This window comes from Bradyrhizobium tropiciagri, assembly GCF_018130505.1.
In the GTDB taxonomy this organism is placed as follows: Bacteria; Pseudomonadota; Alphaproteobacteria; order Rhizobiales; family Xanthobacteraceae; genus Bradyrhizobium; species Bradyrhizobium tropiciagri_B.
This window is the reverse complement of sequence record NZ_JAFCKH010000015.1, coordinates 110,506-132,459: the sequence shown is the minus strand read 5'-3', so window position 1 is coordinate 132,459 and position 21,954 is coordinate 110,506. Positions and strand designations below refer to the sequence as shown.

Annotated in this window: 16 protein-coding genes; 9 read left to right on the top strand and 7 right to left on the bottom strand. The window is 64.2% G+C overall.

All coding sequences use genetic code 11. The annotated features are described in order from the left end of the window. Positions 1–3: 3 nt before the first annotated feature. The 3 genes from JQ633_RS31770 to JQ633_RS31760 form a co-directional block, all read right to left on the bottom strand. Positions 4–786: a fumarylacetoacetate hydrolase family protein gene (locus JQ633_RS31770; protein WP_211989648.1), complete on the bottom strand. Its 783-nt coding sequence runs from the start codon at positions 784–786 to the stop codon at positions 4–6. Between the two features lie 5 nt (positions 787–791). After that, positions 792–1,811, bottom strand: a complete 1,020-nt coding sequence (locus JQ633_RS31765) for a 2-dehydropantoate 2-reductase (protein ID WP_211989647.1) — start codon at positions 1,809–1,811, stop codon at positions 792–794. A gap of 76 nt (positions 1,812–1,887) precedes the next feature. Beyond that, on the bottom strand, positions 1,888–2,304 hold the full coding sequence (locus JQ633_RS31760; RefSeq protein ID WP_211989646.1) for a CBS domain-containing protein: 417 nt from the start codon (positions 2,302–2,304) through the stop codon (positions 1,888–1,890). Between the two features lie 235 nt (positions 2,305–2,539). Between JQ633_RS31760 and JQ633_RS31755 the strand changes: the two genes are divergently transcribed. The 4 genes from JQ633_RS31755 (at position 2,540) to JQ633_RS31740 (ending at position 7,098) form a co-directional block, all read left to right on the top strand. Continuing rightward, positions 2,540–3,391, top strand: a complete 852-nt coding sequence (locus JQ633_RS31755; protein ID WP_211989639.1) for an IclR family transcriptional regulator — start codon at positions 2,540–2,542, stop codon at positions 3,389–3,391. Positions 3,392–3,574: 183 nt separating this feature from the next. Then, entirely contained in the window at positions 3,575–5,362 is a 1,788-nt protein-coding gene (gene gcl / locus JQ633_RS31750) for a glyoxylate carboligase (protein WP_211989637.1), read from the top strand. A 38-nt stretch (positions 5,363–5,400) separates the two neighbouring features. Then, positions 5,401–6,186, top strand: coding sequence for a hydroxypyruvate isomerase (gene hyi, locus JQ633_RS31745; RefSeq protein WP_211989630.1), 786 nt, complete (start codon positions 5,401–5,403; stop codon positions 6,184–6,186). Between the two features lie 24 nt (positions 6,187–6,210). Continuing rightward, positions 6,211–7,098 carry a 2-hydroxy-3-oxopropionate reductase gene (locus JQ633_RS31740; protein ID WP_211989628.1) on the top strand — a complete coding sequence of 296 codons (888 nt, stop codon included), beginning with the start codon at positions 6,211–6,213 and terminating at the stop codon, positions 7,096–7,098. A 481-nt stretch (positions 7,099–7,579) separates the two neighbouring features. Here JQ633_RS31740 and JQ633_RS31735 read toward each other — a convergent pair whose 3' ends face one another. Both JQ633_RS31735 and JQ633_RS31730 read right to left on the bottom strand, forming a co-directional pair. After that, the gene (locus tag JQ633_RS31735; RefSeq protein ID WP_211989791.1) at positions 7,580–8,785 is read right to left on the bottom strand and encodes an ABC transporter substrate-binding protein; all 1,206 of its coding nucleotides are present in this window, start codon (positions 8,783–8,785) and stop codon (positions 7,580–7,582) included. A 59-nt stretch (positions 8,786–8,844) separates the two neighbouring features. After that, entirely contained in the window at positions 8,845–9,984 is a 1,140-nt protein-coding gene (locus JQ633_RS31730; protein WP_211989627.1) for an acyl-CoA dehydrogenase family protein, read from the bottom strand. Positions 9,985–10,076: 92 nt separating this feature from the next. Here JQ633_RS31730 and JQ633_RS31725 point away from each other — a divergent pair, with 92 nt between their 5' ends. From JQ633_RS31725 to JQ633_RS31705, 5 genes are all read left to right on the top strand, one after another. Continuing rightward, positions 10,077–10,943 carry a FadR/GntR family transcriptional regulator gene (locus JQ633_RS31725; protein WP_211989626.1) on the top strand — a complete coding sequence of 289 codons (867 nt, stop codon included), beginning with the start codon at positions 10,077–10,079 and terminating at the stop codon, positions 10,941–10,943. Between the two features lie 58 nt (positions 10,944–11,001). Further along, complete coding sequence (locus tag JQ633_RS31720) at positions 11,002–11,811, top strand: enoyl-CoA hydratase/isomerase family protein (RefSeq protein WP_211989625.1); 810 nt, start codon at positions 11,002–11,004, stop codon at positions 11,809–11,811. A gap of 11 nt (positions 11,812–11,822) precedes the next feature. After that, complete coding sequence (locus JQ633_RS31715) at positions 11,823–14,060, top strand: acyl-CoA dehydrogenase (RefSeq protein ID WP_211989624.1); 2,238 nt, start codon at positions 11,823–11,825, stop codon at positions 14,058–14,060. A gap of 10 nt (positions 14,061–14,070) precedes the next feature. Then, positions 14,071–15,267, top strand: a complete 1,197-nt coding sequence (locus JQ633_RS31710) for a CaiB/BaiF CoA transferase family protein (protein ID WP_211989623.1) — start codon at positions 14,071–14,073, stop codon at positions 15,265–15,267. 342 nt (positions 15,268–15,609) lie between these two features. After that, positions 15,610–18,801 (top strand): AAA family ATPase, encoded by a 3,192-nt coding sequence (locus JQ633_RS31705; RefSeq protein WP_211989622.1) that lies wholly within the window; start codon positions 15,610–15,612, stop codon positions 18,799–18,801. Positions 18,802–18,902: 101 nt separating this feature from the next. Here the strand turns inward: JQ633_RS31705 and JQ633_RS31700 are convergent, their stop codons facing one another. Together JQ633_RS31700 and JQ633_RS31695 are read right to left on the bottom strand one after the other, a co-directional pair. Continuing rightward, positions 18,903–19,835: a polyprenyl synthetase family protein gene (locus JQ633_RS31700; RefSeq protein ID WP_211989620.1), complete on the bottom strand. Its 933-nt coding sequence runs from the start codon at positions 19,833–19,835 to the stop codon at positions 18,903–18,905. 58 nt (positions 19,836–19,893) lie between these two features. Continuing rightward, positions 19,894–21,933, bottom strand: a complete 2,040-nt coding sequence (locus tag JQ633_RS31695; protein ID WP_211989618.1) for an FAD-dependent oxidoreductase — start codon at positions 21,931–21,933, stop codon at positions 19,894–19,896. Positions 21,934–21,954: the final 21 nt, after the last annotated feature.

Genomic DNA, 21,954 nt, shown 5'->3' with positions numbered 1-21,954 from the left:
GCGCTACTGGCGGAATTGGTTGGTCAGCTCGCCGATCCCGTCGATGGCAATGGTGACCGTGTTGACCGGCTCCTTCATCACGCCGACGCCGATCGACGTCCCGCAACAGATCAGGTCGCCCGGCAGCAGCGTCATGTCGTGCGAGATCTTGCTGACCAGCTCCTGCGCGCTGAAAATCATGTCCGCGATCGGGTAATTCTGCCGCTCCACGCCGTTGAGAACGGTGCGAACGACCAGGCTCGCCGGATCGAGGCCGACGGCAATGGCGGGACCGAACGGGCCATAACCATCAAAACCCTTGGCCCGCGCCCATTGCGGAAAGGTTGGATCGCGGTTGAGGATATCCGCGGCGGTGACGTCGTTGGTGCAGGTGTAGCCGAAGATGTAGTCATCGGCTTCTTCGGGGGTGACCGCGGTGCAGGTCTTGCCGATGACAATGCCGAGCTCGCCCTCATAGGTGGTCTTGCCGTCGTAGCTTGAAGGGCGGCTGATGATGGCGCCGGGTGCGGTGACGCTGGTCAGTGCCTTCAACAGGTACAATGGCTCGGGCGGTTCGGGAGATTTCAGCTTCGCGGCAAGCGCGTGAAAATTATTCCAGAGCGCGATGATCTTGCTCGGCTCCGCCGGGGGCAGCAATTCGACATCGTCGAGCGCAAGCGTTCGACCGGTCGGCCGTGTGTCGCCGAACATCTCTCCGGCATGCACGGAGATGCCGGAGGGCGTGAGTTGGCCGAAGCCGGTTTCGGTGTCGTGGCGGAAGCGGACCCAGTGCGTGATATTGGCCATCTGCGTTACGCCACCTCGAGCGATTTGGCTTCGGCGGCGCCGGCGGTGCCGTCGTAGAGTCCCGCCAGCCTGGTGCGCTGCGCGACCAGCGCCAGCACCGCATCGAGGGCAGGGGTCGCAATCCCGGTCATCCGGCCCATCTCCTGGACCACCGTGATCAGCGGATCGATCTCGACGGGACGTCCGCGTTCGAGGTCCTGCAGCATCGAGGTCTTGTGCGCGCCGACCTTGCGGGCGCCTTCGATGCGGCGTTCGACATCGACGCGGAATTTGACGCCAAGGCTCTCCGCGATCGTCTGGGATTCGAGCATGATCGCCCGCGACAGCGCGCGGGTGCCGGGATTGCTGCAGATCACGTCGAGAGTCGCGTGGGTCAGCGCGCTGATCGGGTTGAAGCAGACATTGCCCCACAGCTTGAGCCAGATCTCGTCGCGGATGCGATCGAGAACCGGGGCCTTCATGCCCGCCGCCGTGAACAGCTTGGCAAGGTTCTCGACGTCGGACGTGATTTCGCCGGACGGCTCGCCCAGCGGAAAATTGTTGCCGTAGACGTGACGGATCACGCCAGGCGCTTCAATCTCAGTCGCGGGATACACCACGCAGCCGATGGCGCGCTCCGGGCCGAGCTCGCGCCACTGCCGGCCGCCGGGATCGATGCTTTCGAGCGCCGATCCTTCGTGGCGGCCGCCGTGCTTGTAGAAATACCAATAGGGAATGCCGTTGACGGCGGTGACGATGCGGGTGTTCCGGCCGAGCAGGGGCTGCATGCGCTCGATGACGCCGGTGATTGAATGCGCCTTGAGGCAGATGATGACGACATCCTGCTCGCCGAGTTCGGCGGGGTCGTCGGTGCAGCGCGGATGCACCACGCGCTCCTCGTCGCCGATCAAGAGCTTCAGCCCGTTCTGCCGCATCGCGGCGAGGTGGGCGCCGCGCGCGACCAGGCTGACATCGGCGCCAGCACGCATGAACTCGACACCGAGATAACCGCCGATCGCGCCGGCGCCGTAGATGCAGATCCTCATGAAATCCTCGCAAGCAGAGTGAAGACACAGCACGAGCCGCGCCGGTGGTTATCGTGATGGCGTTGGAAGAGGGGCCTCAGGCCGCCGCGCCGGCGGCTTCCTCGAAGGCGAGCGCGATGTCCCGCATGCTTACGACACCGACAAGCCGGCCGTTGTCGATGACCGGGACATGGCGGATCCGGTGACGGTTCATCAGATGCTCGACGTCCGCCAGCGAGTCCTGCGAATTGCAGCACAACAGCGGCTGCGGCGAGATGAACTGCGCGACCTTCATGGCAAGGCCGCTGACGCCGCGCTCGGCGATCACGGCGACGACGTCCCGCTCGCAGAACATTCCGACCACCGCGGCGTCCTTGCTACGCGAGGCCTTCCGGACAACGAGTGCATCGGCATTGCTCGCGTACATCAGGTTCGCCGCGATGCTCACGGTCTCATTCGAGCCGATTGTCACCAAATGCGGGCTGGTGGTGCGAAGGATGTCTCCGACGTACATCGCGGCGTTCTCCCAGTCGTGTGATAGCAGTTATGAGAGAATGGTGGTATACATTATCCCAGAAGTCAAACAAAAGAATCGAGGTGATTTACCAAAGAAATGGCAAAATTACTGACCTATTGGCCAACCCCGTCGCCTTGACTTCAAGCCTATTTGGCATGCCATATGCCAATATTGACGCTATCCTCCGCGAGCAATTCCGTTTTGAACCGCAACTGGTTAGGGGCAGGTCGTGATGAAAAGAGAGCCGATCCGGCGAAAGCCGTCCGATCCCGATCTCCGCGCGCAGCCGGATCCGGACGCGCGCGACGGCGGCGTTCAATCCGTGGATCGCGCACTGCAGATCATGGAGACGCTTGCCGAGGATGATGAAGGCTACCGGCTGACCGATCTTGCGATCCGTACCGGCCTGTCGCCGTCGACCGTGCATCGGTTGCTGACGACGCTCGAGAATCGTCGGTTCGTGCAGTTCGACCGCGAGGAATCCAAATGGCATATCGGCGCGCAAAGCTTCGTGGTCGGCTCGACCTTCATGCGCCGGCGCAATTTTGCGGCGCGGGCATTGCCCTATCTGCGCAAGCTGCGTGACCAGACCAGGGAGACCGCCAACCTTGCCGTGGTCGACGATGAATCCATCATCATCGTGTCGCGCATCGAAAGCCGCGAGATCATGCGCTCGGTGACCAAGGTGGGCGGCCGCGTTGCGATGATCGCTTCAGGACTCGGCAAGGCGGTGCTCGCGTCCTATTCCGATGCCGACGTCAACGCGATCATTCGCCGTCAGGGCATGCCGCGCCTCACGGAAAAATCGATCGTGCGGCCGGGCGAGCTGTTCAAGGAACTGGAGATCGTGCGGCGCCAGGGCTATGCGGTGGACGATGAAGAGGCGCGGCTCGGCCTGCGCTGCATCGCCGCGGTGGTCTTCAACGATTGCAGCGAGCCGTTTGCCGCGATTTCGGTGTCCGGCATGACGGATCGGCTGACCGATGCGCGCCTGCCGGAGATCGGCACTGTCGTGCACCGGATCGCGGCCGAGCTGACGGCCGAGCTTCGCGGCGGCAACCTTGCGCAGCAGGAACCCGCGTAGGGACTTGCCGCGTTTCTCGTCCGTGCGCGATTTCCATTTTTCTGTCGCGGCTAATCAATTGGAGACATGCGAGAAATCACGAGCGCTGCCATAGCGCGGAAAATTGCATCGACAGCGTTGAGATCGATGCGCGCGGACCGGATGATCCTGCCACGCCAACTCGTAACGAAGCGGGGTCATCAGATGAAAATGCGAGCAGTGGATGCAGCGGTGCGGATTCTCCAGCGCGAGGGAATCACGTGCGCCTTCGGTGTTCCCGGCGCGGCGATCAACCCGCTTTACTCCGCCTTGAAGCGCAACGGCTCGATCAAGCACATCCTGGCGCGGCACGTCGAAGGCGCCTCGCACATGGCGGAAGGCTATACGCGGGCGACGGCGGGCAATATCGGCGTGTGCATCGGCACATCCGGGCCCGCCGGAACCGACATGATCACCGGCCTCTATTCGGCGATCGCGGATTCGATTCCGATCCTCTGCATCACCGGCCAGGCGCCGCGGGCGCGGCTCTATAAGGAGGATTTCCAGGCCGTCGACATCGAGTCGATCGCCAAGCCGGTGACCAAATGGGCGGTCACCGTGCGCGAGCCGGCGCTGGTGCCGCGCGTGTTCAGCCAGGCGTTCCACATCATGCGATCGGGGCGGCCGGGGCCGGTCCTGATCGATCTTCCGCTCGACGTGCAGCTGGCCGAAATCGAGTTCGACGACGAGACCTATTCGCCGCTGGCGGTCTACAAGCCGACGGCGACCCGCAAGCAGATCGAGAAGGCGCTCGAGATGCTCAACGCGGCGGAGCGGCCGCTGATCGTGGCCGGCGGCGGCGTCGTCAACGCCGATGCATCCGAGCTGCTGGTCGCCTTCGCGGAGGCGGTCAACGTTCCGGTGGTGCCGACGCTGATGGCGTGGGGCGCCATTCCCGACGATCATCCGCTGATGGCGGGCATGGTCGGCCTGCAGACCAGCCACCGCTACGCCAACGCCACCATGCTGGAATCCGATTTCGTGCTCGGTATCGGAAACCGCTGGGCCAACCGCCACACCGGCTCGATCGAGACCTACACCAAGGGCCGCAAGTTCGTCCATGTCGACATCGAGCCGACGCAGATCGGGCGGGTCTTCAACCCGGATCTCGGCATCGTGTCGGACGCGAAGGCGGCGCTGGAGATGTTCGTCGGCGTCGCCAAGGAGTGGCGCAAGTCCGGCAAGCTGCGCGACCGGCAGGCCTGGCCCGCCGCCTGCCGCGACCGCAAGCGCACGATGCTCCGTAAGAGCCACTTCGACAACATCCCGATCAAGCCGCAGCGCGTCTATGAGGAGATGAACAAGGCCTTCGGCCGCGACACCTGCTATGTGACGGTGATCGGCTTGTCACAGATCGCGGGCGCCCAGTTCCTCAACGTCTATCGCCCGCGCAACTGGATCAATGCTGGGCAGGCCGGTCCGCTCGGCTGGACGTTGCCGGCCGCGCTCGGCGTGCGCGCCGCCGATCCCGATCGGGAGATCGTCGCGCTGTCGGGCGACTACGACTTCCAGTTCCTGATCGAGGAGCTCGCGGTCGGGGCCCAGTTCAATCTACCCTACATCCACGTCGTCGTGAACAATTCCTATCTCGGGCTGATCCGGCAGGCGCAGCGCGGCTTCGACATGGACTATCACGTCCAGCTGTCGTTCGAGAACATCAATGCGCCCGAGATCGGCGTCTACGGCGTCGACCACGTGACCGTCGCGGAAGGGCTCGGCTGCAAGGCGATCCGCGTCACCGATCCGAACGACGCCCAGGCGGCGTTCGCGACCGCGCGCGAGCTGATGGCCAAGCACCGCGTGCCTGTCGTGGTGGAGTTCATCCTCGAGCGGGTCACCAACATCGCGATGGGGACGGAGATCGACAACATCGTCGAGTTCGAGGAGGTGCTCGATCTGCCGCTCGATGAGGTGCCGAGCGCGCAACGATCCGGCACGCTGCTGCCGGCCTGACGCAATCCATCTGCCTGTCTCAAGCGGAGATCCGACCCGTGCCGCAATTTGCCGCCAACCTCACCATGCTCTTCAATGAGCTGCCGTTCACCGACCGCTTCGCGGCCGCCAAGGCCGCCGGCTTCAGCGGCGTCGAGTATCTGTTCCCCTACGACTACGACAAGGCGCAGTTGCGGGAAGAGCTGGCGCGTTGTGACCTGACCCAGGTGCTGCACAACCTTCCGGCCGGCAACTGGGCCGGCGGCGAGCGCGGCATCGCGATCCTGCGCGACCGCGTCGACGAGTTTCGCGACGGCGTGGCGCGCGCCATCGACTATGCCAAGGCGCTGGACTGCCGGCAGCTCAATTGCCTGGTCGGCATTGCGCCCGCCGGTGCGGATGCGGCTGATCTCAACGAGACCCTCGTCTCCAACCTGCGCTACGCGGCGGGCCGGCTTTCCGAGCACGGCATCAAGCTGCTCGTCGAGCCGATCAACACGCTGGATATTCCGGGCTTCTTCCTGAACAGGACGGAGCAGGCGGTGCAGCTGATCTCCGAGGTGCGCTCACCCAATCTGTACATTCAATACGACATCTATCACATGCAGATCATGGAGGGCGATCTCGCCCGGACCATGCAGAAGCATCTCGACCGGATCGCGCATGTCCAGCTCGCCGACAATCCGGGGCGCCACGAGCCGGGCACCGGCGAGATCAACTATTCCTATCTGTTCAAGCATCTCGACAGCATCGGCTATCGCGGCTGGGTCGGCTGCGAATACAAGCCGCGCACAAGCACTGTCGAGAGCCTCGGCTGGCACGCCGCGCATACGTTCGAGACCTGACATCCGCTGACGGAGAAACAGCAAATGAAAGACATTGGATTCATCGGGCTGGGCACCATGGGACGCCCGATGGCCGCCCACATTCTGGCTGCCGGATATCGCGTGTTCCTTCACGACGTCGCGCTGCTTCCACCGGATCTGATTGCGGCCGGCGGCATTGCCTGCGAGTCTGCCAAGCAGGTCGCGGAGGAGGCCGATGCCGTCATCATCATGGTGCCGGATACGCCGCATGTGGAGGCGGTACTGTTCGGCAAGGGCGGCGTCGCGGAGGGAGTCTCCAAGGGCATGATCGTGGTCGACATGTCCTCGATCTCGCCGCTGGCGACCAAGGAGTTCGCGCGCAAGATCGAGGCGCTGGGCGCCGACTATCTCGACGCGCCGGTCTCAGGTGGCGAGGTCGGTGCCAAGGCCGCGAGCCTGACCATCATGGTCGGCGGCAAGGAGCGGGCCTTCGGCGCGATGAAGCCGGTGTTCGATACGATGGGCAAGAACGTCACCCATGTCGGCGGCAATGGCGATGGCCAGACCACCAAGGTTGCCAACCAGATCATCGTGGCGCTGACCATCGAGGCGGTGAGCGAGGCCCTGCTGTTCGCGTCCAAGGCGGGCGCCGATCCGGCGCTGGTGCGTCAGGCGTTGATGGGCGGCTTTGCGTCGTCGCGGATCCTCGAAGTGCACGGCGAGCGGATGCTGAAGCGCAACTTCGATCCGGGCTTCCGCATCGAGCTGCACCAGAAGGACCTCAACCTCGCGCTGGAGGGCGCACGGGCGCTTGGGCTCTCTTTGCCGGGTACCGCCGCCGCGCAGCAGCTGTTCAATGCCTGCACCGCCCTCGGCGGCAAGGCGTGGGACCATTCCGGTATCTTGCGGGCACTGGAAGTCATGGCCGGCCACGAGGTCGCGGCGGCGTAGGCAGCGCTTCTGGCCGGCCTGCTCGTCAGTTCACTGCAACCCGGCGAGCTTCCGCATGTAGGGTGGGCACGCTGTGCTCGCATCTCTTGCCAAATACGCGGTGTCGTCACCCGGCTTGACCGGGTGATCCAGTATTCCAGAGGCAGTTGTGCTTGAGCCGATAGGCCGCGGCGTACTGGATCGCCCGGTCAAGCCGGGCGATGACGGTTGTGGATGTGGACGCAGCTTCGCATTCCCGCGACATGAATCGGCCACGGCTTGCGCCGCCTGGTCGGCGCACGCTGTGCTCGCATCTCTTGCCAAATACGCGGTGTCGTCACCCGGCTTGACCGGGTGATCCAGTATTCCAGAGGCAGTTGTTATAGAGCCGATAAGCCGCGGCGTACTGGATCGCCCGGTCAAGCCGGGCGATGACGGTTGTGGATGTGGACGCAGCTTCGCATTTCCGCGCTCCGGCCGGTCTGGGGCATCGCCGCGCCGTCTAGTCGGCCGAGACCGGATCGCCCGACAGCGTCCAGCTGGCGCCGTCGAAGGTGGCGATGCGGAGCACCTTGAACGGCGTGTAGTCACCGGGTGACGTGCTGATCGAGATGCCCGGCAGCATCAGCGGCATTCGTTCGCCACGCAGCGAGGTGGCCTGGCGGATCAGGTTCTCGCGCGTCAGCTGATCACCGCACTTTTTCAGCACCGTCGTCAACGCGTTCACGTTCATGTAGGCGACCAGTACCGAATAATCGTCCGGGTTGGCTGACGGCGCGTATTTCTTCAGGAAGTCGTGATAGGCCTTCACCTCGGCGTCGTCAGCCCATGCGGGATCGCCGGGCTGCTTGAGGAACAGCGTGGTCACGAGGCCCTTCGATGCCTCGAGGCCGGCGGGCCGCAGCACGGTCTCGACGGAGGCGGTCGAGCCGCCGATCACGTGCAGGGGTGTCCAGTTGAGTTCGCGCACCTTGCGGATCGATTGTGCGGCCGCCTTCGCCGAGGATTGCTCGATCAGCGTATCGACACCCGCAGCCTTGAGCTGCACGATCTGGGAGTCGATGGTGGGATCGGCGAGCTCATAGGATGCTTCGGCGATGATCTGCGATGCCTTTTCCCCAAGGCCGGCGCGCAATCCCTTCATGTAGTCGCGGCCGAAATCGTCGTTTTGGAACAGGATGCCGATCTTGGCGTCCGGCCTGGTGTTGCGGATGTAGTGCGCGACGACGCGACCTTCCGTTTCGAAGTCCGGATAGAGCGGAACCGTCCAGGGGAAGGTCTTCGGGTCGTTGAAGCGGCGGCCACCGGCCGTGATGAGCAGTTGCGGCACCTGCTTGGTGTTCAGATATTTCTGAATCGCGACGTTTGGAACCGTACCGATGGTGCCGACTTCGGCGAGCACGCCGACATCCTCGACCAGCTTGCGCGATTGCTCGATCGCCTTCGGCGCGCTGTAGGCGTTATCGAGCTGCGTGAAGTTGATCTTGCGGCCGTTGATGCCGCCCTGTTCGTTGATCATCTGGAAATAGCCGACCACCGCGCGTCCGGCGCCGGCACCGAACGCCGATGCGGGACCGCTCAGCGGCGTCGACTGGCCGAGCTTGATTTCGGTGTCGCTGGCGCCTGGACCATAAGCGTTCTGCGCGGCGGCCGGCGTGGCGATGAGCGCCGCCGATACCGCAACGCTTCCCAAAATCCGGCAAAGCATCTCGTTCAAGGCATTTCCTCCCGTTGATTGTGTTTTGTTGGTCGTCGAAAAGGATCTCGTTATCGAAGCAGCTCGCGCGCGATCACCATGCGCTGGATCTGGTTGGTGCCTTCGAAGATCTGCGTCAGCTTGGCGTCGCGCATCATGCGCTCGACCGGATAGTCCATGGTGTAGCCGTAGCCGCCGAAAATCTGCACCGCGTCGGTCGTCACCTTCATCGCCATGTCGCTGCCGATGCATTTGGCCATGCTGGCGAGGACATTGAGGCGCTTCCAGTCGCCGGCATCGCCGGCGCGGGCGCATTCGTAGACGAGGGCGCGCGCCGCCTCGATCTGCATGGCCATGTCGGCGAGCATGAACTGCACGCCCTGGAACTCGGAGATCGATTTCTTGAACTGCTTGCGTTCCTTGGCGTAGGCCACGCAGGCATCCAGCGCACCCTGCGCCAGCCCGACGGATTGGGCGCCGATGGTCGGACGGTTGAGGTCGAGCGCCCGCATCGACGCCCGAAATCCCTTGCCTTCCTCACCGACGAGGTTCTCGACCGGCACCCGGACGTTGTCGAAGAAGATCGGGGTGTTGGGCGCGCCGCGGAAGCCCATCTTGCGCTCGTGCCGGCCGAAGGTGATGCCCGGCATCGTCTTCGGCTCGACGATGAAGGCGCTGATGCCGTCCGCGCCCGGACTGTCGCTGGTCCGCGCCATCACCACGATGTAGTCGGCGACGACGCCGTAACTGCACCATTGCTTGCGCCCGTTGAGGACGTAGCAGTCGCCATCGCGCTTAGCGCGGGTGTTGATGGCGGTGACATCCGACCCGGCCTGCGGCTCGGAGATCGCGATCGCGGTCACGATGCCGCCCTTGGCGATGATCGGCAGGTATTTGCGGCGCTGCTCCTCGGAGCCGAAATGCAGCAGCGGCATGATGAACATGGTGTTGAGCGCGGCGATCGACGCGCAGGCCGGCGAGACCTTCGAGATCTCCTCGCGCGCGATGCAGGCGAGGGTCAGATTGCCGTTGGGTCCGCCATATTGCTCGGGGACCCAGAGCTGCATCAGCCCCATCTCGCCGAACAGCTTGACGAGCTCGAGCGGGAACCGGTCGGTCTCGTCGATCTCGGCGGCGATCGGCGCCACGTGCCTGGCGGCCATCCGCCGCACGTTGTCGCGAAACGCGATCTGCTCCTCGGTGAAGCTCATGGACGACCTCCGCTGATCGTTGTGCTGATTTTTCTGTTGGAGCCCAAAAAGGGGCTTCCATTGAATGGGTGATCCATTTAATAATTCACCGCATGCCGACCAAGTCAAGCCCCCACCCATCCACCCGCGCGCGGCCGCTCCCGGCGGCCCGGCGCGAGCGCGCCTCCGACGTCAGGACGGCGGGCGCGCCTGCCGCGGTGACGTTCCGGCCGATTCACACCCGGCGGGCCTTCGAGGAGATCTGCGCGCGGATCCGCGAGCAGCTGGCGCTCGGCGTGCTCAAGCCCGGCGACAAGTTGCCTGCCGAGCGCGATCTCGCGCAGCAGCTCGGCGTCAGCCGCAACGTGCTGCGCGAGGCGCTGCGCAGCCTCGAGATGGCCGGCGTGCTTCGCCTGCAGAAAGGGGTCAAGGGCGGCGCCTTCGTGCAGGCGGGCGACACCAGCCGCATGAACGTCGTGATGCGCGACATGCTCAGTCTCGGCACGATCTCGGTGCGCGAATTGTCGGAGGCGCGCGTCCACGTGCTTGAGCTCGGCGTGCGGCTCGCCTGCGCCAATGCGCGGCAGTCCGACATCGAGGCGCTGGAGGCCAATGTCGAGCGGACCGACCTCGCCACCCGCGAAGGGCGGCTGCTCGATCGTGTGGAGTGCGCGCGGGAATTCTACAAGCTGCTTGCGGAAGCGAGCGGCAACAAGGTGATCGCCATGATCATGGACTCGGTCACCGAGATCCACATGCGGTTCGTCTACGCCAAGGTCGCATCGAGCGGGGTCGCGATGGCCGGGCTGGTCGAGCGCCGCCGCAAGTTTCTGGCGGCATTGCGCGAGCGCGACGTGTCGGCCGCGACGCGGCTGATGCGCGGCCATCTCGGCGCCGTGCAACGCATGCTGGAGCAGGACCCCGGTGCGATGTCGCTGCAGGTTGCGCTGGCCGAGATGCAGCCCGGCATGCGGCCATGAGGCCGCATACACCAACAACATAGCTCGCGTTTGAACCAGAAAAACAACGGAGGAAGTCGTGTCCAACTACGCCAAGTATGAATGTCTGAAGGTCGACGTTGCCGACAAGGTCGCGACCGTCACCCTGAACCGCCCGCAGGCGCGCAACGCCATCAACCAGAAGCTGATCCGCGAGCTGCGGACGATCTGGGACGATCTGGCCGACGATCACGCCGTCAACGTCGTCGTGCTGACCGGCGCCGGCGAGTTCTTCAGTGTCGGCGGCGACGTCAAGGCGATGTCCGAACGTCCCGGCGGCGACGTCCTCGAAGAAGGCGAGGTGCACGATCCCATGATCAGCCGCCGCGGCGTCACCCGGCAGCTCGAGCTCGACAAGCCGATCATCGCCGCGATCAACGGCGATGCCATCGGGCTTGCGGCGACGCATGCGCTGTTGTGCGATATCACCGTCATGGCGGATGACGCCCGGATCGGTGATACGCATGTGTCGCGCGTCGGGCTGGTCGCGGGTGACGGCGGCACGGTGATCTGGCCGCTGCTCGTCGGCATCAACAAGGCCAAGGAGTTCCTCATCCGCGGAACGCTGCTGAAGGGCGTCGAGGCTGAGCGGATCGGACTGGTCAATCACATCGCACCGCGCGCGGAGGTGCTCAACAAGGCGCGCGAGATCGCCATCGAACTCGCCAACGGTCCGACCTGGGCGATCCGCTGGACCAAGCTGTCGATCAACCAGATCGTCAAGGACCGCGTCAACATGTTGCTCGAGGCGTCGATGGCGCTCGAGCAGGTGACGTTCGAGACCGCCGACCACAAGGAGGCGACGATGTCCTTCAAGGAGAAGCGCAAGCCCCGGTTCGGCCAGGGCTAGGCGCGTCCCCGATGGAGGCGGAGCCGGCAGGCGACGACGTCAGGAACATGCTGCGGGATTCCCTGCGCGGCTTTCTCGCCGCGCAGTGGAATGCCGATTGCATCAGGCATGGTCCCGCGGCGCCGGAGATCGCGGCCGTTTGGGGCAAGCTGGTCGGGCAGGGCGTTGCGGGAATTGGCAGCCATCCCGATGAGGGCGGGCTGCGCGAGGCGGCGGTCGTGCTCGCCGAGCTCGGCCGCGCAGCGTGCCCGGCTCCGATGTGGTCCGCCGCTCTCGCCAATCTCGCGCTCTCCGCCGCTCAGTCCGACGCGGCCGCCGAGCTGCCGAAGGCCCTGCACGCCGGCAGCGCACGCGTGGCTTTTTCGTTTGGGGCACTCGATCCGGATTCCGGCACCGGCACGATCCGCGCCGTCGGCGGCCATGCGGATGGGCTGCTTCGCTTTGTCGAGGCGGCGGCGAGTTGCACGCACCTGCTGGTCGCAGTCGACCGCTCGACCCTCTGCGTCATCGCGCTGGATGGAGCAGGGGTGGAGGTCATCCCGACCCGCGCCATGGGTGCGTGGGGGCTTTATGAGGTTCGGCTGAATGCAGCGTCCATCGCGCGCATTGCGTTGAACGAAGGCGTGCTCGACGATCTCCTGATCAAGGCGAAGCTGGCGCTGACGGCGCGGGCGCATGGCGCCGCCCGCCGCGCCTTCGAACTGGTGACCGACTACGCGCGCGAACGTCACCAATTCGGCCAGCCGATCGGACGCTTCCAGGCGATCCAGCACAAGCTCGCCAACGGCCTGATCGCCCTCGAAGGCGTTCGGCTGATGGTCGATCATGCGGCCAGGCTGCACGATCTCGACGACCGTCACTGGCGGCACTTCGCCAACTGCACCGTGGTGTTTGCAGGCGAGGCGCTGCGGCGGGTATCGCTCGAGACCCATCACGCCTTCGGCGCGATCGGCTACGCCGACGAGCATGAGGCGCCGCTGCATTTCAAGCGGGTGCATCTCGACACGATCGCGCTCGGCGGCGCGCAGCCGGCGAAACGGTCGTTGGCGGCGTCCTTGCTGGATCCGGCAAGTGCGGGGCTTCCCGAATACGATCTCGGCCCCGCCGGCAACGCGCTGCGCGACCAGGTGAGGGGCTGGCTGGCGCAGAACTGGACCGGCGAACGCAAGGCGGCGTTCGACCACAGGCCGTTCTCCAAGCGGGAGTTCGATGCCGGTTTCGCCCGCGATATCGGCAAGACCGGCTGGATCGGCCTCGGCTGGGCCAAGGAATTCGGCGGCCAGGCGCGGTCGCCGCTCGAGCAGATCGCCTTCATGGAGACGATGGAGCAGGGCGAAGCGCCGCGGATCGGCGCGGCGATCCAGGCCAATGCGCTGATGATGTTCGGCACATCGGAGCAGCAGCGGAAATATCTGCCGGAGATCCTCGCCGGCGAAGCCATGCACGGCATGGGCTACAGCGAACCGCAGGCCGGCTCCGACCTCGCGGCGTTGCGCACAAGTGCGGTGCGCGACGGCGATCATTGGGTGATCAACGGCCAGAAGATCTGGACCACGACCTGGTGGGGCAAATACATGTTCCTGGCGGCGCGGACCGACAGGGACGCCAAGCCGCCGCACGCCGGCATCAGCATGTTCATCGTGCCGATGGATGCCGAGGGGATCACGATCCGGCCGGCAACCACGATGTATGACGGCAGCTTCGCCAACATCTTCTACGACGACGTCCGCATTCCCCTGGAAAATCTGGTCGGCGAGGTCAACGGCGGCTGGAAGGTCCTGACCGGCGCGCTCGCCTTCGAGCGCGGCCTGGTCGGCGGCGGCATCGTCCTGAAGGTCGCCCACGCCTTCGAGCAGTTGCGCCGCCATGTCATGGCAAAGGACGATACCGGCGCGGCGCTCAGCGACGATCCGATGGTCCGCGACAGGATGGCGACGCTTGCGGCCGAGATCGAGGTCGGGCGCCAATTGATGATGCACTGCGCGGAGCTTGCCGCCGACGGCGTGACGCCGCCGGAATATGGCGCGATCAGCAAGGTGTACTCGGGCGAACTGATGGAGCGGTTCGGCGAGGCCGCGCTCGAGATGCTCGGCATGCGCGCAACGCTGTCGGAGCAGATGGTAGGCGCGATCGACAACGGCCGGTTCGAGCAGAACCTGCGCCATTCGCTGATGTGGGTCATCAGCATCGGCACCAACGAAATCCAGCGCAGCCTGATCGCCCAGCGGGCGCTCGGACTGCCAAGATAGGAGCACCCGCATGCAGGCGCAGCAAACGGCGAGCCGGCCCCTCGAAGGCGTCCGCGTGCTCGACTTTTCGATCATGCTCGCGGGTCCCTACTGCGCCCGACTGCTCGCCGACGTCGGTGCAGAGGTGATCAAGATCGAGCCGCCGGAGGGCGACGACATGCGGCTGCGGACGCCGCTCCGCGACGGCCACAGCGCCTATTTCGGCCAGCTCAATGCCGGCAAGCGTAGCCTCGCGCTCGACCTGAAGAGTTCAGAGGCGATCGCGCTGGTGCACCGCCTGGTGGCGGAGGCGGATGTCCTGGTCGAGAATTTCCGGCCGGGCGTGATGGACCGCCTCGGCCTCGGCTATGAAACGCTGCGTGCGATCAATCCGCGCCTGATCTATTGCTCGATCTCTGGATATGGACAGTCCGGCCCCGCTGCCGAGCGCGCGGCCTATGCCATGATCGTCCATGCCGAGAGCGGTTTCGATCGCTCGTTGATGCGCTATGCCGGCGACCGCGATCGCCCGGCCTCCGGCGCCATCTTCGTCGCTGACGTGCTCGGCGGCATTTTCGGCTATGCCGCGATCCAGACTGCGCTGGTCCAGCGTGCGCGAACCGGGGAGGGGCAGCGGATCGACGTCGCGCTGATGGACTGCATGCTCAACCTGCTGGTCTACGAATTGCAGGAAGCGCAATTCTCAGGTCCCGCCCAGCGCGCGGCTTACGGCCCGGTGCGCGCCCTCGACGGCGACATCCTGATCGCCCCAATCACGCCGCGAAATTTTGCGGCACTCTGCGAGGTGACCGGGCAGCGCGAGCTTGCCGACGATGTCCGCTTCAAGACCGTGCCGGGCCGCGGCGCCAATTGGACCGCGATGATGCAGGTCGTCGAGAAGTGGACCGAGCGGCATCCGGTGCAGGAATGCATGGCCGCCCTCGGCAAGGCTGGCGTGCCCTGCGCCGAATACCGAGATCCCGGTGCGGCATTGACCGATCCGCATCTGTTGCAGCGCGGCGCATTCGCCGCGATTGCCGACAGTGCCGGGCAGTTCATGGGCGTCAATGCGCCGTGGAAAATGTCCGCGGCGGAGACGCAGATGCAGCGCGCGATCCCGGCCGTCGGCGCGCATCGGGACGAGATTCTGTCGCGAGTGCTCGGTCTGTCCCCGGATGCGATCGCCGAACTCGGTGCAGCGGGCGCGTTTGGCGAAACGACAGGCTAGGCCTGAGCTTATTGTTAGCGCCCATCTTCAATGCTGCCTCGGCCGACCGGCCGCACCTTCGGGACAGGGGCTCGCATGGCTCAGCCATCGGAGGTTGAGTTGGATTCTTGCCTATACTTTTGCGAGTTTTTTCAAGGGCCTGTCGTGAAAAGCCACCTTCCGCGGCAGGATTCAACCTTTGCTCGCAAGCTGGATCAAATGTTAGGATTGGACGGCGGGACATTTCGGTTCAAGTCTATTTGGAAGCGGCCTCGCGGGCCGGAGCGCAACAACAGCCTCGCTTGCCGCCGGTCGCGGCTATGAACAGGTCGGGCGCGCGTCATGCGATGCGTAGAGTGCGGTGTGGCAGGCCAACCAGGGAAGCGCTTTTGCGCCGACTGCGGCGCCTCGTTGCCGGTTTGGTCTGAGCCGATTCAGCGCAGCGCAGCCAATTCCGACGTCATCCTGCCAACCGGACGGGTTTACCGCGAGCGACGTCATCTGACCGTGCTTTTTGGTGATCTGGTCAATTCGACCCGCCTTGCGGCCGAGCGCGATCCGGAAGATTGGCGCGATATCGTCACCGAGTGCCTCGGAGCCGCGGGGACCGCCATCACGGACCTGGGCGGTTACGTGGCCCGCTACATGGGCGACGGTGTGCTGGCCTATTTCGGATGGCCAAACGCCAGCGAGGATGCCGCCGAACGTGCCGTCAGGGCCGGGTTGATGATCGTCAACGCCTTCGCGTCCCTCAACCGAAGGCTGATGGGGACCACAGGCTCCGAGCTTGCCGTACGCGTCGGAATTCACAGCGGATGGGTGGTCATCGACAAGTTGGGCACCAACAAGGTCGAGATATTCGGTGACACGCCGAATGTCGCATCGCGCGTGCAGGCGAAGTGCGAGCCGAATGCCGTATTGATCACGAGCGCCGTGCACGATCTCGTCGCCGGTCAATTCGTCGTCGAGGATTACGGCACGCATCCGCTTCCCGGCATTGCACGCCCGATACGACTCTACCGGCCGATAGCGCCGAGCGGCGTCCGGCGGAGCTGGCGGCGCAAGGGCGTTCGCGGCCCGACGCCGTTCGTCAACCGCAAGCGCGAAATCGCTTCCCTGTTGGCGAGCTGGCTCAGCGTGCGCAACGGCGCCGCGCAATACGTCTTCCTGACTGGTGAACCGGGGATCGGAAAGTCGCGTCTCGTCGAGGAGCTCCGCGCGAGGCTGACGGATACCTACACCTGGATGGAATGTGCCGGCGAGCGCTTCTCCGAGAGCATTCCGTTCTACGCGATCACCAAACTGCTTGAACAGGTCCTGGAGGGGGAGCGGAGCGAGAGCGCCGAAAGCCGGGTCCTTCAGCTCAAGCGCGCAATCAGGTTCAGCGGACTCGATCCGTCGGAGGTGCTGCCGCTGATCGAGGAGGCGCCGAGTCTTCCATTGCCGCAGGAAGACCTCCCTTCGGAAATCGGGCCGGAGCGGGCCCGGGCTCGCTTGCTCGCCAGCCTCGCGGATTGGGTGCTGAACCTTGCAAGACGTCAGCCGCTCGTCCTTGTGATCGAGGATCTGCATTGGGTCGATCCGTCCAGCATCGAATTGATCGGAATGCTGATCGACCAGAGCGTCGATGTCCCGCTGATGCTGATCGCGACGGCGCGCCCGGAATATAGCCCGCCCGCGGAATGGCGGACTGCCGACAAGTGGATCGTGCTCGAACGTCTCAGCCATTCCGAGATCGGCGAGCTGATTGCCGGCTCGCTGGAGTCCAATGATCTCGCCGAAGACGTCCTCGATGGAGTCGTCAAGCGGTCCGACGGCGTTCCGCTGTTCGCGGAAGAACTGCTGTCGTTCGTGGTCGAAGGCGAGGGAGATCCGCGGGCCAATGACATTCCCGCGACCTTGCTGGATTCACTGACGGCACGTCTGGACCGTCTCGGAGCGGTGCGCCGGGTGGCGCAGGTTGCGGCCGTCCTCGGCCGTACGTTCGACTACTCGCTGCTCAGGGCGGTCGTCTCGGGTTCGGATCACTATGTCCAGTCGGCGCTCGACTCCCTGATCGACGCCGAATTGATCTACATGCAAGGCAAGCCGCCCAAGGCGACGTACCAGTTCAAGCACGCCCTGATCCGTGACGCCGCCTATGAGGGCCTGCTCAAGACCGAACGCCGAGAACTCCATGCCCGCGTTGCGCGCACCTTGAGCGAACAATTTTCCGCATTGGCTGCCGTGCAACCGGCACTGCTGGCGCGTCATTGGACCGAAGCAGGCGAAACCGAGCCCGCCATCGCGGCCTGGAAGAAGGCGGGTCAGGCGGCGCTCGAGCGGTGCGCGTTCATGGAGGCGGAGGGGAGCTATCGCAAGGCGAATGCTCTGCTGAGCAAGCTGCCGCTGTCGCAGTCGCGCGATCGGGTTGAGCTGGACCTTTGCAGCGGGCTGGTGCGCGTGTTGCAAGTGACCAAGGGCTATTCGGCGCCGGAGACGATGGAGCTCGGCGGACGCGCGAGGGTGCTCGCCGAACGGCTCGGTGACCTTCCGCAACTCATTCGTCAGGGCGCCCAGACCTGGGCTTCGATCTTCTTCACCGGTGATTACGAGACCGCGGCGACCCTCGCAGAACAGATCCACGAAATCGCCTTGACGGAGGGCAGTCCAAGTCACCTGTTTTTCGCCCACTATGCGCAGGTGCAGGCACGATTCTACGCGGGCGACGTTGCCGGGGTCGAGGATCACTTTGCAAGGCTCTCCCCGATGCTCGACACCAAGTCGATCGCGGCGGCGTCCTATCTCATGATTCCGATCGGCGTTGCCAGCCACACGGCATGGCAGCAAGGCCATGTCGACGTCGCGCGTGAGCGGATCAGCCGCGCGATGGACTTGGCCAACAAGAGTGGCGACCCCTATGCGCTGGCGATGGCGCTGCATTTCAAGGGCAATCTGAACCTGTGCCTCAATGCGCCGGGGGAGGCCGAGGATGATGCCAATCAGCTGTTGCTGCTGTCGGAGAAGAATGGGCTGAGCTATGCATCCGACCTGGCGCGCGTGATGCTTGGCCGCGCCAGAGCAGAGCTCGGTCATGCCGTTGAAGGTGTCGAACTGATCAACCAGGCGCTGGCCGGCTTTGCCAATGCCGGGGCAAAGGTTGGCATTACCTATTTTCTCACGCTGTTGGCGCAGGCGCAGGCGCTGGCCGGCGATACCGAATTGGCATTGCGCACAGTGGAGAACGCACTGGCGGCAAATCCTCGTGAGTTGATCTGGCGCGCGTACACGCTGACCTGGCGAGGCGAGCTCAGGCTCAAGGCAGGGCAGGCGGCGGGAGCCGAGGATGACTTCCGGAGCGCAATCGAGATGGCGCGATCACTCGGGCACAAGGCCTGGCAAATGCGGGCGGCGACCAACCTTGCACGGTTGCTGCTCAGCCGCGGCGATTATAACGCCGCACGGGAAAGCCTGCTGCCGGTTTGTTCCGGCGTCGGCCATGGTTCTCAGGCGGCCGAGCAACGCGACGCCGACTCGCTGCTGGCGGAGATTTCTCATCTTCTGCCTGCGGGCTGAGCTAGAGCATGATCCGGAAAAGTGTGAAGCGGTTTTCCGATAAGAACCTGCTCAAACAAAGAGCAGAGCGCGATGACGATTCGACCAAAACTCATCGCGCTCTAGCGACGCGACAGCTCCCTGGTATGGTCGACCAGCGCGTAGAGGATCGCCGGGTTGGCGGCGTGAAGATGCGCCTCCCACTTGGCTTCCGCCGCCAGTTGATCGAGCCGCTCCTCGGCGGCCGGCACCGCGGCCTTGACGGCCTGGGCGATCCGCGCCAGCTCGTCCGTCGATCGCGTTTCCTTGCAGAACAGTTCGGCGATCACCGGATCCTTGATCGCAATCGAGGCCGGAAGCGTGAGGATGCCGTCCCTCAGATCCTCCTCGCCGCCGCCGCCGAGGGATTCGAGTCCCTTGACATCGCCCACGTCGTCACAGCCGTGGTACACGGTGCCGAGAAGTCCGCCGAACTTGCGGAGCAGATCGTCTCTCGTGGCGATACATGCGCAGGTCTCGAACATCGATCCGGTGTCTTCGCCGGCGATCCTCAGCCAGTCCTCGACGCCGAGCGGTTGGCGTCGCAGATTCCACTGCAGGCATTCGGCCGCACCAAGACGCTTGATCAGGTCGGCGATCAGCCTTGTATCGATCCGATCTCCGGCCGTCATCCGAAAGCTGTCAGCCACGATATAGCCGGACGCCATCAGGGCCTGCAAAAACCCGAACTGGGTGTGCAGTGTTGGTCTACCGCGGCGACTGTCTGACTCGTCGACGATGTCGTCGATGATCAGCGTCATGTTGTGCACCATCTCGACCACGGCCGCGGAATAGATCAGCCGATTGGGAATCGGCTCGTCCGTCGTGGCGCGATAGACGCTAAATACGGTGAGCGGCCTGAAATATTTTGAGGAGGTGATGAACTGCCACTCGAGAAGCGGCCTGATCTGCTCGTCGACACCGCGAATCCAGCTCTCAATGATCTCCCGAAGCTGCTGGATCTCCTCAGTGAAGCCAAGCTGCGAGATAATGCTTTCCGTTTTTGCCTTTGACACCGTGACGTCCTCAAAATTGCTCAACTATCTGCCTGACACCCGCGCGTACGTCTTCAAGTCAATGCTTCGCGCGATGCCTGCGAACATAGTTGGACCTGGGACGGTAGCGGCCGGAGCCGCGCATCAGCCCGCCGTTGTCTGCGGCCGCGGATGACGGAGCTTGGTCGGCTGCGCGAGCGCGAGCCGTGGAAGCGTCGCTTACGCCTGCAGTCACAGCCTTGAGCAAGGCTGTCAGCAGGGAGCCGACCTCGCGAAGCTTGTCGGATTTCCCGGGAGCAAGATGCGCGCCTGCCGCCAGCATTCCCCGGGCTGCCCGCAGCCCTTCCTGAGCGGCAGCGCCCAGATCGGTTGGTTTGCCGCTGGAGGAACACAAGGCAATTGCCAGGTTTTCGAGGCTCTTCACCCAATCAGCGGCAAATCTCAGGGGTAACACGGCGAGTGTCGTTGCCGGCGTCAGGATTTCCTCCGGCGTGTCGACCCGTCCGTCCGCCAGATCGCGCATTGCAGCGTTCGCGGCCGACCAGGCCATCGCGCCATAGGCAAGGGGAAGCAGCACCAGCTTTGCGGCCGAGAATTGAGCCAGGCTCGGCATGACGCTTTGCTCGATCGCAATGTCGGTCTTATTCTCGACCCTCAGCTGGACGCCGCGGGCAGCGTGGAGACCGCTCAAGACGGCGGCTTCGACCGTCGCCATCTTCACTTCGTTGCGACAGAAGTCGCCGGCGAAGAACACGCTCGGAAGCTCGGGGTAGCTTGGTTCGACCACCAAATGCTCCGAGTTCATGTCGTTCAGGAAAAGGGTGTGGTTAAGGTTGTTCTGCGGAAACGATCTTGCATAATCGATGTTGCTCTGGGCATCTCCCCATCGGCTGCCGGGCCTCACCGCAGGCATGTAGCGCGCCAATTCCTCCAGCATCAGATGCGCCCAATCCTGGTCGTTGCCGGTCGGGTACTGATTGGCATCGGAGGCGGCCAGGATCAGCACGGTGGGCTTGTCCTTGCCGCTCAAACCGGTCCACAGCTGCGAAATGTCGACGTACGTCACGTATCCCCGTGACCCGGACAGTCCGACATTTTCGGGTGGTATGTCCTTGAGCCTTTCCTTGAAGACGACGGTCACGACGAGAATATTGGCGGTTCGCAGCCGTTGTACTTCGGAGACTTGCGGGAGCCGATCGGCAACGCATTGCCTGGCACTCCCCGGCGCGGTGCTGTCAACGGTGACGAGCTTTGCCAGCGCGGGGGCAGGCACGGCCAACACGACATTGTCGTGCGTTGCTGTCCCGTTGTTGTCCAGGGTGAGGTGTATCTTTTCATCACTGCCGATCTCCAGGGCGGTCACGTTGACGCCTGACTTGATGTGGCAGTTGGGACCCAGGCGTTCCCGCCAGGGGGCGATGAGCATCTCCTCGAGACTTCCCCGCAACAGCCAGGCGAAAGGAGGGGCCTTCGAGCCGAGCGAGTGCCTGACGAAGTCCTTGTAGGCCGCGGCAGACGTGTCGTTGCTCGAGATCGACCAGATCTCATTCAGGATCGTGTTGTGCAGATCGGCGCAGTCCTGGGTGGCGTAGGGGCGCGAATACAGAAATCCGTTCACCGTCTGCTGTTCAAGGGTGACCGACCGGTGAAACGGCTGGGAGGCGAGATCCAGCATGGTGAACCCGACGAGGAACATGTCGGGCGGGGGGAGTGTGCCGGACTTGAGATTTTCCAGGATGTTCTGCAGCGAGGTGGGGTTCTTGAGGTCGAAATATTTCGGAGCGTTGCCGCCGTTGACTGGATCAACAAGCTTGACGCCCAGCCGGGGCTCGAAGGCCTTGTCGCGGCTGATCTTGAGATCGTTCTCGACGATGTTCCAGAAATTCACGTACCAGTCGCAGAACAGGTGGGTGTAGACGTCGTGATACAGCTCCTTGTGGAGGACGGAGGAGAGATTGCCTCCCAGCATCTTGTCCTTCTCGTACAGCGTTACCTGGTATCCTCGCTGCGACAGACGCAGCGCGCATGTCAGTCCCGCAATGCCCGCGCCGATGATCGCGATATCGCTCTTGTGCGAGGCTGCTCCGGATTTTTCCGGTTGAGATGCGGTAGACGTCACGCGCGTGCTCCTTGAAGAATC